The following is an 11,634-nucleotide window of genomic DNA, read 5'->3' on the forward strand; positions in this document are numbered from 1 at the left end:
GTTAATTCTGACTCTCGGTTGTTGAAGACAGATTACTCATCAATAATGAATGTTGTTGTTACTGGTATTGGTTTAATCTCAGCATTAGGGAATTTAGAAACAACCTGGAAAGGATTGCTATCGAGCCAATCAAGAATATTACCTTATCAACCTTTTCCTGAACTTCTGACCCAACCCCTCGCTTTAATTCATGATATTCCGTCTCATCCTACGGAATTATTAGAAAAGGCGATCACGGATGCGTTAATGATGGCTGATTTAACTCCCCCTTTACCCGACTGTGGGGTTGTGATCGGTTCGAGTCGGGGATATCAAGGAAAATTAGAACAGTTAGCAAGGGGGGAAGAGAATATTAATTTAATTAAATTTAGGGATTATTTACATTTTAATATTGCTGTAAATGCAGCTAAAAAAATCGGATCTACAGGAATTATTGTATCACCAATGGCTGCTTGTGCTACAGGAATTTGGGCGATCGCTCAAGGATTGGAACTGATTCAAACCCAACAATGTCAGCGTGTGATTGTCGGTGCGGTAGAAGCACCTATTACCCCGTTAACGTTAGCCGGATTTGAACAAATGGGAGCGTTAGCAAAAACAGGTTGCTATCCCTTTGATCGAAATCGAGAAGGATTTGTGTTAGGGGAAGGAGCGGCTATTTTGATCTTAGAATCAGAAGATTTAGCACAACAGCGAAAAGCTCAAATTTATGGGAAAATTTTAGGATTTGGATTAACCAATGATGCGGCTTACAGTAATAAACCAGACTTTAATCAAAAAAGTGCGATCGCAGCCATTAAAACTTGTTTAAAAAATAGTCATTTATCTCCTGATAAAATTAATTTTATTCATGCTCATGGAACTGCAACCGCATTAAATGATGACTATGAAGTTAAATTAATTCAACAATTATTTCCTCAAGGCGTTTCCGTCAGTTCGACAAAAGGGGCGACCGGACACACATTAGGAGCGTCAGGATCGTTAGGAGTCGCATTTGGTTTAATGGCATTAAATTATCAACTTTTACCGCCTTGTGTTGGATTGAAAAACCCTGAATTTGATTTAGATTTCGTGACCTCAGTTCGTTCTAGTTTTGTCAGAAATACGTTATGTTTTAGTTTTGGTTTTGGGGGACAAAATGCTATTATTGCACTCGGTAAACCTTAATTAAAAATTAACTAGATTTAACAGATTGAATTTTAATCGAACTCACTAGACTTATGGATTGAGTTAACAAAGTTTACAACCACTGCTATATACTATAAATTATCCCTAATAATCCAAATAGAAATGCTATTAACTGAACGTTTATCTCAAGTCAAATGGAAATATACCTCCTCAACATTGTCTCTTTTTTCAGGATGTGGAGGAATGGATTTACCCTTTCATAAAGCAGGATTTAAAGTAGTTTGGGCGATTGATTCTAATGAAAATGCTTGCCAAACTTTTAAACGGAATATTGCAGATGTAATTGTTCATAATCAAATCGAAAATATTGATATTTCTGAAGTACCTGACACAGATTTAATTACGGGAGGTTTCCCCTGTCAGGACTTTTCAATGATTTGGAAACGTCCTGGTTTAGAAGGAGAACGAGGAAATTTATATACTTATTTTCTTAAATTTGTGCAAGCGAAAAGACCGAAAGCCTTTATTGCTGAAAATGTCAAGGGATTATTAAGTGCGAATAATTATAAAGCCATTCAACGGATTATTTCTGAATTTGAAAATATTGAACCGGGATATTTAGTTAAACCGAAACTTTATAATTTTGCTGATTATGGGGTTCCTCAATTTCGAGAACGGGTGTTATTAGTTGGAATTAGAAAAGATACCGGATTTAATTTTATTCATCCCCAACCGGAATATGGGTTAAATCGAAAATATCCTTATCGAACTGCATCAGAAGTATTAGCCGGGGTAGAAAAAGTTCCTTATAATAATGAACATCAAAAAATCCAACCGAGAACCATTGAAATTTTAAAACGGATTAAACCTGGAGGAAATTTTACTGATATTCCGAAAGATAGCGAATATTATGTTAAAGGAATGATTAGTCATGTTTACCGACGTTTACACCCTGACCAACCTTCAACAACTATTATTGCAGGTGGTGGCGGTGGAACTTGGGGATATCATTATAAAGAACCGAGAGCATTAACTAATCGAGAACGAGCTCGGTTACAATCGTTTCCAGATAATTTTATCTTTGAAGGATCATTTACTGAGGTTCGCCGACAAATTGGGAATGCAGTTCCTCCTGATGGAATTGTTGCGTTAGTTAAAGCGTTAATTCCTTTATTTCAAGGTAATTATGAGCGAGTTAATTTATATGAGTTGAGTCAAGATTTACAACAATTATCAATTAAAGAACGTTTAAAATTAGCCAATCAAGAAATGTGTGAATTAGTATCACTCCGGTAAATAATCTGGGTTTAATGTATCTTCTTGAGAAAATGGAGATTCTACAGGAAAAGTATCGACGGTTAATCCTGTTTCATCAGCCGTTAATTCTCTTGCATCTTGATAACATTCTTCAAAAACATCAAGAAAATATCGCTTTAAACTTGGGCTATTTTTAAAATCGTCTCGTAATCTTTTTCGATGTTCTCGAATAGTAAATAGCCAACTATTCGTTCGTTTCTCAGATTGATACTTATATTTTAATAGGTGGATTAATAAAATTCTGAGATTACTTCTGATAGCCTTTTTTTCACTTCTGACCATAGCTTCTAATTCTTCAATTAAATTAACCATATCAACTTCAGCTAATTTTCCCTGTTGTAACTGGTGAATAGTATTCATTAACCAAAGATGATAATCTTCTTCGTATAAACTTGAATTGGGTTTAGATTCTGTGATCGGGAGTTTGGTTGTCATGGGATATCCTAGACTCAGTTAGATTTAATTATAACAACTTAAATAAAAAAGTTGGGTTAAGGAAACAAAACCCAACTTACTGTTATTTTAAAGATATAACCCTCGTGCCTGGGGTGTTAGGACGTAGACTGATACTAAAACTGTGCGCCGTACACTCTTCTTTTCCTCCCTGTTCCCTGTTCCCTGCTATAAATTTAGAACGTGATATCGAGTTTACTGTGATTACGATAACACCAGCCTAAAATTGTGCCTAAAAGGGATAATTTAATCAGTTCTAGGGTAAAATAACCCCAGTGGAGTTGGTTCATGCCATCAGGAATAGCAGTTAACCCATTAAAGAGGTTGAGGTTAATTCCTAACGCACTCATTTGAGGGGTGAGAATGTAGGTGTAAATCATCGTAATCGCTAATAGGAAAAAGGATAATCCGGTCAGTGTCCGTAGGCGATTACTAAATTTTTCAGGAAGGTTCATTGCTAATGCAATTAAACCGGTTAAACCCACTGCTGCACAGACTAGCTCAACCCGGTTAAAGACTGAAAAAATCAGTGTTCCAGTAGAGGTAAATCCTGTATCTTCCATCATGCCTGAAACATACATTGTCGGCATAATTACAAAGTCAAGAATTAAGCTACCTGCCATCCAGAACGCTAAGGTTCCTAATACCAAAGTTAGCCAGCGCGTGGGATGATATTCTAGTTTAGAGACTGTAGCCATAGTAAAAACTACCTATGTATAGAGATATAATTGCTGTCTTTAAATTTAGTGTAGCGAAAATTTCAGAGATAGAATGTGAAGTATTTTGTATAATAAAAGTTTACAAAATTATAGAAATGTTTAAATATTGATTTTAAAGCCAGCTTGTCCATTTGGGAGCTTTGTAAAAATTGTAACTTGCAGAGGGATGCGATCGCTTTATTTTTTGTTAAAATTAACTTAAATAAAATCAACATTATTAAAAAGGGAAAAAGACTCTAGTGAAAGCAGTTATTTTATTGTCGGGTGGTTTAGATTCTTCTACGGTTTTATACCAAGCTAAAGCAGATGGGTGTGAATGCTATGCGATTTCTTTCGATTATCAGCAACGACATCGAAAAGAACTCGAATCAGCCCGAAAAATTGCTGAATGTGCAGGAGTCATAGAACGTCAAGTTGTTACCTTTGATCTCACCTTATGGGGAGGCTCTGCATTAACAGATAATCACCTCGATTTACCCCAGGATAGATCGATTGAAAAGATGGCTGAAAGTATTCCCGTTACTTATGTTCCGGCACGAAATACTATATTTTTAAGCTTCGCTTTAGCTTATGCAGAAGCGATTGTTGCTAGTCGGGTTTATATTGGAGTAAATGCTTTAGATTATTCGGGTTATCCTGATTGCAGACCCGATTATATTCAATCAATGGAAGAAGTCTTTCGCTTAGGAACAAAACAAGGTCGAGAAGGCAATCCAATTACGATTGAATCCCCCCTGATTCATTTAAAAAAAACAGAGATTATTCAACTGGGTAATCATTTAGGTGTTCCTTGGGAATTTACTTGGTCTTGTTATGCAGGACAGACAAAAGCCTGTGGAACTTGTGATTCTTGCCGTCTGCGATTAGCAGCCTTTTCAGAACTAGGGTTAACTGATCCGATTCCCTATATTAAAAGTTAAATGAACTCAATAAAAGAGAAGGAATAATAGAGTTTTATTCCCTAACTTCTCTGGGTTTTAACTTGTTTAATCTGTGATTTTGATTTCCCCTGTATATAACCCCCTTTGGAGGGTATAAACTAACTGTTGTTCGTGTTCATCGAGTTTGCGTAATAACCAATACCTCAGTGCATATCGTTCTTGACGACTCATGGATTGAGTTCTTAAAATTTGCTCGACCATTTGCTTGAAACTTAAAGCAGAACAGGATATAGGTTCAGACATAAACAGACCCAAAGGCAATCCATTAAGCCTTTTTAATATCTGTGATTGAGCGAATCTATCCAATGATTTCTGTGGCACTGTAGGTGTGATCATTCTCATCATGAATCAGTAAGCTGGATCACAAATGCAGAATATCCTGTTAAATTCAGTATTATTACTCACTATAGCAATCCCAAATAGGTTGTGATAATTTAAAACTGATATGAAACAGCTAGAAGTATTACCCCTGTTCCCTGTTCCCTGTTCCCTGTTCCCTGTTCCCTGTTCCCTGTTCCCTGTTCCCTTTTGAGCAGAAATTTTGGATACAACTCAAATAGGATTGCTATAGCTGTTATCATTTCCGTTAACACCTAGCAGTTTTTGCTTAGGGAGTGAGGTGATTACAACTAAGTATTATTTTCTGGCGAAAGCTTTCCCCCCAGATTAACTTTATGGTATGGTTCAACAAATTAGAAGCTCGTTGGTTTCTCTGTCGAGGGACATACCGTGTTTTTATTGTAGATGTAAAATCTTTGTGTTACCAGTTGCCTATTTCGGATTCAAGGAGATTCAATTGAAAAAATTATTATCAGTTTTTATTCTAGGTTTTGTATTGTTAACGTTAATCCTACCTCAACCTGTATTAGCAGAAGAGGCGTTAAATGGATCTCAAATTTTTTCTAATTCCTGTGCTGCCTGCCATATTAATGGAAATAATGTGGTTGTTGCTAATAAAACTTTAAAAAAAGAAGCTTTGGTTAAATACCTAAAAGGATATGAAGAAGATGCTCAAGCCGCAATTGTCAATCAAGTAACCAATGGTAAAAATGCGATGCCTGCCTTTAAAAATCGGTTAACGGCTGAACAAATTAAAACCGTTGCTGATTATGTTGCTACACAAGCAGAAAAGGGATGGTTAAGTTCCCCCTCTCAAACCGAAGGAAGACCGGATGTGGAAAAGTCAGGAGAATTAAATTGATTGATTTGAGAGGTAAAATACCTTGAAAATTACAGTTAGGATAGAGTTTTCAAAGGATTTAAACCTTAAGTTAAGGTAATTTTTAAAGGGAATCAGTTAACAATTCTCCCCCTATTGCTAAAATAAGGGGGAATTATTAAATCAACTATGCAAGATAGCCCAGAACCCTTAAAACCGTCACGGAACCCTGTCGATGGGTGGAAGTTAGCTGAGTATGTTTCTGTTGGGGGAACCGCACTTGGAACACTGATTGCGGCATGGTATCAGCCGGTTCTCTATGCGCTGACTCCCCTCAGTGCGGCGTTGCTGTTCAATCTTGTCAATCGTCAACGGTTTGAACAGGATATGCGTCAAAGTCTGGATGCAGCAATTACGGATGTTCACGGGGTCGTGGAATCGTTGCATGAGCAACTGCAAACCTTACCCCCAGAATCGAATGAACTTGATCCGATTACGGATGTGCTCACGGAGTTACAACGGGTAACTCAACGGTTAGAAAAAAATGCGTTGCGACAAGAGGATTGGGAAGTGATGAATGTGCGGTTTCAGTTAATGCAAGAAGCTATTGATAAATTGAAGACCTCAACACAAACTTCTACCCCTCATTGGGAAGGACAGGAACATCAATCCTTAACAACAGCTTTAGAAGCCTGGGTAAGTCAATCTGTTGCAGATTCAGCTACAATCCACACTCAAATCGATCAGCTTTCTCAACAAGTTAATACCTTACAAACCGAACAAAAAACCTTAATTAAACCTTATCTAAAACGATTGGTTCGCGCGGTTCAGGCGTTAAAAAATTCTTAGGAGTTAATTGATAACCCTCAACAAATTATCGATATTCATCTCCACAGTCACCAATGATTTGCATTAAATCACGGGATTGGTAAAAAATAGAATTCAGGGTTTGATCATCCTCAGAATCAAGACTAAATTCAAAGACTTTAGCATTGTCTTCAATATGTTGAGAAATACCTAATCTTGTCCCTACCATTGCTCCGGCGACGGTGGGTTGTTCGAGGATATAACGAACGGCTATATTAGGAATAGTAACGTGATGTTTTTGGGCGATCGCATTCAATGTTGTTAATAAGGTTTGGAATAAACTCCATCCTCCCCAAGCATCAATCATATTTTTATATTTTTTCAAGCTAACGGTTTCTAATCGCAATTTATTGGGTTCAGGTTGATCCAGATATTTTTCGGATAAAAATCCTCCACAAACAACACCATAAGGCAATAATTTGATATTGTGAGTTTGACAAAACTCGGTCATTTTAGCTAAAGGACGACGATCAATTAGGGAAAACTGTACTTGATTGGATACAATTTTAATCTTATGTTCAACAATAATTTTTAAATGTTCTGTATCGAAATTCGTTAAGGCTAAATGCTTAATTTTGCCTTCAGTTTGTAACTCTGTCAGATAATGTAAAGCGTCTAAATAATTTTGATCTTGATAATCCCACCAATGAAATTGCAGTAAATCGAGACAGTCTACCCCCATCCGTTGACGAGAAATATCAATATTTTTTTCCACAATATTTTTTGTCATTTTCCCCGGACGAGGAACCCATTTTGTAAAAGCTTGAAGTTGGGATAATGCGGCTTGTCCACGAGTTGCAATTAATTGTCGTCTAAACTCCCCAATAAAATCCTCCGCCGGGCCATAATGATCGGCGAGATCCCAAGTCGTATATCCAGCATCCCAGTATTTAAACATACTCTCAATGGCTGTTTTGCTATCAATCCGTCCATGAGATCCAGACACTTGCCACATCCCATTTAAAATGCGACAAATATTCAGGTCTTCTGTCAATTGAAATCGGCTGGAAACGGGTAATTTCATGTTCTACGTTTAAAAAAATCGGCAATACATTCAAGGTAAAATTTCGACTAGCTTATAGGAGATCTTAATCAATCTTTGCGTTTTAAGTAAAGGGTTAAGGTCGGAAATAAAATTTTTATTAATCTTTTATAAATCCGACTGATCGGACATTGTAAAATACAATATTATCAATTTTTGAGGATATGTCAACCCCTATTAATAAAATGTGACGGATTGTTTTGTCACAAGCTCCTTGAGCGAGATTCTACTGGACTCGCCAAGAAGTAGAAGAATAAAGTTCAATTGAGTTTTATCCCAATCCGATGAATTTAAGCCACAATAGAATTTTAAGCAGTATCTTTTGTGGCAATCTGGCAGATAGCAGTCAGGGAACGTGTCATAAAAAATTCTGATTTCAATCACAAAAATATAGTAATCAGCAATGCCATCTAATTTACTGATTGTAACATCAGATACCCCCAGTATAGATGCGATTAACCTCATGAACCAGAGGGATCATGACTGTATTTTAGTCATTGATGAACAACGACTGATCGGGATTGTGACTGAACGAGATATTGTGCGGGCAATTGCAGCTGAAATTCATTTTGATCAAGTCCCCATTACCCAAGTGATGACAGCCAATGTTATTACCTTATTGGAATCAGAAGCGGCGGATTCCTTAAAAGTAATTCAACAATTTAATCACCATAAAATTCGCCATTTACCCATTGTTAATCTTCAGGGTGAAGTTATCAGAATCATTACCCCCAAACAGATTCGTGACCGTCTGATTCCTTACGATTTACTAAAATTAAGACGGGTGGAGGATGTGATGCAAATTCGGGTGATTCATGCCCCTCCCAGCACGTCTATCAAACACTTAGCCAACTTGATGATCACCTATCAAGTGAGTTGTATTGTGATTACCCAATTACAAAATCAAGGACTGATTCAACCGATTGGAATGATCACAGAGCGAGATATGGTGCGATTCCAACAATTGAATCTTAATTTTGAATTAACCCTTGCAGAAACGGTGATGACTTCACCCGTAATTGCTATTGCAGCCCAGGATTCTTTATGGTTAGCCCATCAACAAATGCAGCGTCATCAAATTCGGCGATTAGTGGTGACAACGGCTGAAGAAAATTTAATCGGAATTGTGACTCAAACCCATATTTTACAGGTTATTGATCCGTCAGAATTACTAGAAACAATTGATATTTTACAACATACCTTAGAAGTTCAAACGGTACAACTTAAACAAGAAATGCAGCTTGTACAAACCTTAGTTCAGCAAGAAGCTCGTTATCATCACTTACTCGATAGTTTTCCTGAATTTGTCTGTTGTTACACCGTTAAAGGAAGCTTAACGTTTATTAACCAAGCCGGTTGTCAATATTTGGGTCAGTCGGCTTCCGAATTACTCGGACAAAGTATTTTTTCCCTATTTCCCGATCATGAACAAAACCTGGGGCTAGAGCAAATCACCCATTTGTTAGAAACCCAAGAAACCCTAAGCTATCAGTCTTGTCTGACAGAGGAATCTAATCAACAACGCTGGTTAGAATGGACGGTGCAGGTGATTCCCGATGAGATGGGACAGAACTGGGAATTTCAAGCGATTGGTCGAGATATTACCAAACACAAGCAAGTTGAACTTCAGCGACAACAAGTTGAAGCTGCCTTAAGTCAATCGGAAGCAGAACTGCGGGCTGTTTTTGGGGCAATGTCGGATTTAGTCTTAATTTTAGATGAGGAAGGACGGTATCTCAATGTGATTACGAATAATCCCCATATTCTGTATCTACCCGTTGATCAAATTTTAGATAAAACACCCCAAGAAATTTTTCCTGAACCCCTCGCAACTCAAATGTTAGAAACTGTACAAAAAGCGATCGCCACTCAAACCACAGCAACCCTAGAATATTGTTTGGAAATTGGCGGAAAAAATAGTTGGTTTTCGGCTAATATTTCTCCCCTTTCTTCCTCCTCCGTTGTCGCGGTGATTCGAGAGATTAGCGATCAAAAACGAGTTGAAGAAACCCTACAAGAAACCAACTTGGCTTTAGCAGAAGCCCAAAAATTGGCTCATTTAGGGAGTTGGTCTTATGATCTGCTCACCCAAGAGATTCAGTGGTCAGAGGAAAGCTTTTGTATTTATGGGTTAAGTTCCGATCATCCTGTTCCCACCTATGAGGAATTATTACAAGTTTTTACCCATCCTGATGATCGAGAACTCATCCGTCATCGCATGGAAAAAGCACTTAACGAAGGTCAACAATTTCAACAGGAAATCCGTATTTTTTGCCCCGATGATTCTCTGCGTTATCTTTTAATCAAAGGCAAAGTGATGAGGAATGAACAAGGTCAAGTCATTCGCTTATTTGGAACGTTATTAGATATTACAGAACGCAAACAAATCGAAGAAACCCTGCGTCAACTCCTGAAACGAGAACGAGTTGTTACGGAAATTACCCAACGGATTCGCCAATCTTTAAATTTAGAAGAAATCTTAACTACAACCGTTACAGAAATTCGCAAATTATTACAAACGGATCGGGTTTTAATTTATCGGTTTGAACCGAATGGAAATGCCCTCGTAATTGTACAATCCGTTGGTGTGGAGTGGATGTCTTTATGGGGTCAACAAATTCCCAGCAGCTATTTAACTCAAGACCAATGTATTATCCCCTTTAGTCAAGGGTGCCTTCATAATATTTCTGATATTTATACGGCCCATCTTAAATCCGATCAGTTACAGTGGTTTGAACAGTGTCAAGTCCGGGCGTGTTTAGGAGTTCCGATTATTAAAGGTGAACTATTGTGGGGATTTTTAATGGCTCACCACTGTACTTGTCCTCGACAATGGGCCTATTGGGAATTAGATTTACTTGAACAAATTTCGGCTCAAGTTTCTATTGCTATTCATCAAAGTCAATTGTATGAACAAACCCAAGAACAAGCGCAACGGGAAAAAGGATTAAGACGAGTGATTCAAGCGATTAGTCAGCCCTTAGACTTAGAAACAATTTTCTCAACAGCGACCTTAGAAATGGGTCAACTCTTAAATGTTGATCGAGTGTCAATTGCTCAATATATCCCCGATCAAAACCACTGGATTATTGTGGCAAGTGCCACTCAAGGCTCTCAAATTCATGATACCATCGGAATTATTATTCCTGATGATGATAATTTAATTTCCGCCCAAATCAAGCAACAAAAAGTGATTCGGATTTCTAACTTTCAACAGTATGCTGATCAACCGATTAATCAGAATTTAACCGAGATGAATCCGGGCGCTTTATTGATTGTTCCATTATGGGTCGGTTCCTCAATTTGGGGAAGTTTAAGTGTCTATCGTCATCACCAAACTTGGATTTGGCAAGATACCGAAGTTGAATTAGCTTGTACGTTAGTTGAACAATTGCAAGTTGCCATTCAACAATCTCAACTCTATCAACAATTACATATTGCTAATCAACGTTTAGAAGGTTTAGTCATGATGGATGGACTGACTCAGGTTGCAAATCGACGTCGATTTGATGAATATTTAGAGCAAGAATGGAAGCGAGGTACACGAGAACAACAACCTTTATCATTAATTTTTTGTGATGTAGATTACTTCAAGTGTTATAATGATCAATACGGCCATTTAGCCGGAGATGAATGTTTAATTCAAGTTGCCCAAGCCATTGATCAATCTGTCCGCCGTCCAGGGGATTTAGTCGCTCGTTATGGGGGAGAAGAATTTGCAGTTATTCTTCCTCAAACCTACATCGAAGGGGCTATTCAAGTCGCTGAAATTATCGCTAATACCCTTAATTCCTTGCAGATTCCTCATCCTGAATCACCCCTGAGTTCACACTTAACTCTCAGTATGGGAATTGCCAGTTTCATGCCTTCGGTTCATAGCTCTCCTCAAGTTTTAATTGAAGCGGCGGATCAAGCCCTGTATCAAGCCAAAGCACAAGGTAGAAATCGTTATATTGTCTATACATCTCCTGAATCTGCGTCTGAATCTTCACATTAATTATTAATTTT

Annotated in this window: 10 protein-coding genes; 6 read left to right on the forward strand and 4 right to left on the reverse strand. The window is 37.7% G+C overall.

The features are described 5' to 3' along the window. The first annotated feature begins 45 nt into the window (after window positions 1–45). Complete coding sequence (locus tag PL9214_RS16660) at window positions 46–1,167, forward strand: beta-ketoacyl-ACP synthase (RefSeq protein WP_072719873.1); 1,122 nt, start codon at window positions 46–48, stop codon at window positions 1,165–1,167. 123 nt (window positions 1,168–1,290) lie between these two features. Continuing rightward, on the forward strand, window positions 1,291–2,424 hold the full coding sequence (locus PL9214_RS16665; protein WP_072719874.1) for a DNA cytosine methyltransferase: 1,134 nt from the start codon (window positions 1,291–1,293) through the stop codon (window positions 2,422–2,424). Here PL9214_RS16665 and PL9214_RS16670 read toward each other — a convergent pair. Both PL9214_RS16670 and PL9214_RS16675 read right to left on the reverse strand, forming a co-directional pair. Further along, complete coding sequence (locus PL9214_RS16670; protein ID WP_072719875.1) at window positions 2,413–2,880, reverse strand: DUF29 domain-containing protein; 468 nt, start codon at window positions 2,878–2,880, stop codon at window positions 2,413–2,415. The two genes, PL9214_RS16665 and PL9214_RS16670, sit on opposite strands and share 12 nt — an antisense overlap. A gap of 194 nt (window positions 2,881–3,074) precedes the next feature. Then, complete coding sequence (locus PL9214_RS16675; protein WP_072719876.1) at window positions 3,075–3,596, reverse strand: DUF4149 domain-containing protein; 522 nt, start codon at window positions 3,594–3,596, stop codon at window positions 3,075–3,077. Between the two features lie 260 nt (window positions 3,597–3,856). Between PL9214_RS16675 and queC the strand changes: the two genes are divergently transcribed. Next, window positions 3,857–4,537 (forward strand): 7-cyano-7-deazaguanine synthase QueC, encoded by a 681-nt coding sequence (gene queC, locus PL9214_RS16680; RefSeq protein ID WP_072719877.1) that lies wholly within the window; start codon window positions 3,857–3,859, stop codon window positions 4,535–4,537. Window positions 4,538–4,603: 66 nt separating this feature from the next. Here queC and PL9214_RS16685 read toward each other — a convergent pair whose 3' ends face one another. Next, window positions 4,604–4,801, reverse strand: coding sequence for a hypothetical protein (locus PL9214_RS16685; RefSeq protein ID WP_072719878.1), 198 nt, complete (start codon window positions 4,799–4,801; stop codon window positions 4,604–4,606). Between the two features lie 553 nt (window positions 4,802–5,354). Here PL9214_RS16685 and petJ point away from each other — a divergent pair. Continuing rightward, window positions 5,355–5,759 carry a cytochrome c6 PetJ gene (petJ, locus tag PL9214_RS16690; protein ID WP_083580069.1) on the forward strand — a complete coding sequence of 135 codons (405 nt, stop codon included), beginning with the start codon at window positions 5,355–5,357 and terminating at the stop codon, window positions 5,757–5,759. Between the two features lie 147 nt (window positions 5,760–5,906). After that, complete coding sequence (locus PL9214_RS16695; protein WP_072719880.1) at window positions 5,907–6,566, forward strand: hypothetical protein; 660 nt, start codon at window positions 5,907–5,909, stop codon at window positions 6,564–6,566. Between the two features lie 25 nt (window positions 6,567–6,591). Here the strand turns inward: PL9214_RS16695 and PL9214_RS16700 are convergent, their stop codons facing one another. Continuing rightward, window positions 6,592–7,608, reverse strand: a complete 1,017-nt coding sequence (locus PL9214_RS16700) for an aldo/keto reductase (RefSeq protein WP_072719881.1) — start codon at window positions 7,606–7,608, stop codon at window positions 6,592–6,594. Window positions 7,609–8,029: 421 nt separating this feature from the next. Here PL9214_RS16700 and PL9214_RS16705 point away from each other — a divergent pair, with 421 nt between their 5' ends. Then, the gene (locus PL9214_RS16705; protein ID WP_072719882.1) at window positions 8,030–11,623 is read left to right on the forward strand and encodes a diguanylate cyclase domain-containing protein; all 3,594 of its coding nucleotides are present in this window, start codon (window positions 8,030–8,032) and stop codon (window positions 11,621–11,623) included. Window positions 11,624–11,634 lie beyond the last annotated feature (11 nt).

Origin of the sequence: Planktothrix tepida PCC 9214 (assembly GCF_900009145.1) — a bacterium.
Classification (GTDB): domain Bacteria; phylum Cyanobacteriota; class Cyanobacteriia; order Cyanobacteriales; family Microcoleaceae; genus Planktothrix; species Planktothrix tepida.

What these genes read in the sequence shown, in the direction of transcription:
- PL9214_RS16665 (WP_072719874.1), top strand. Translation starts at nt 1,291, where the DNA reads ATGCTATTAACTGAACGTTTATCTCAAGTCAAATGGAAATATACCTCC.
- PL9214_RS16675 (WP_072719876.1), bottom strand. Translation starts at nt 3,596, where the DNA reads ATGGCTACAGTCTCTAAACTAGAATATCATCCCACGCGCTGGCTAACT.
- PL9214_RS16705 (WP_072719882.1), top strand. Translation starts at nt 8,030, where the DNA reads ATGCCATCTAATTTACTGATTGTAACATCAGATACCCCCAGTATAGAT.
- PL9214_RS16660 (WP_072719873.1), top strand. Translation starts at nt 46, where the DNA reads ATGAATGTTGTTGTTACTGGTATTGGTTTAATCTCAGCATTAGGGAAT.
- PL9214_RS16670 (WP_072719875.1), bottom strand. Translation starts at nt 2,880, where the DNA reads ATGACAACCAAACTCCCGATCACAGAATCTAAACCCAATTCAAGTTTA.
- PL9214_RS16695 (WP_072719880.1), top strand. Translation starts at nt 5,907, where the DNA reads ATGCAAGATAGCCCAGAACCCTTAAAACCGTCACGGAACCCTGTCGAT.
- PL9214_RS16700 (WP_072719881.1), bottom strand. Translation starts at nt 7,608, where the DNA reads ATGAAATTACCCGTTTCCAGCCGATTTCAATTGACAGAAGACCTGAAT.
- PL9214_RS16685 (WP_072719878.1), bottom strand. Translation starts at nt 4,801, where the DNA reads ATGTCTGAACCTATATCCTGTTCTGCTTTAAGTTTCAAGCAAATGGTC.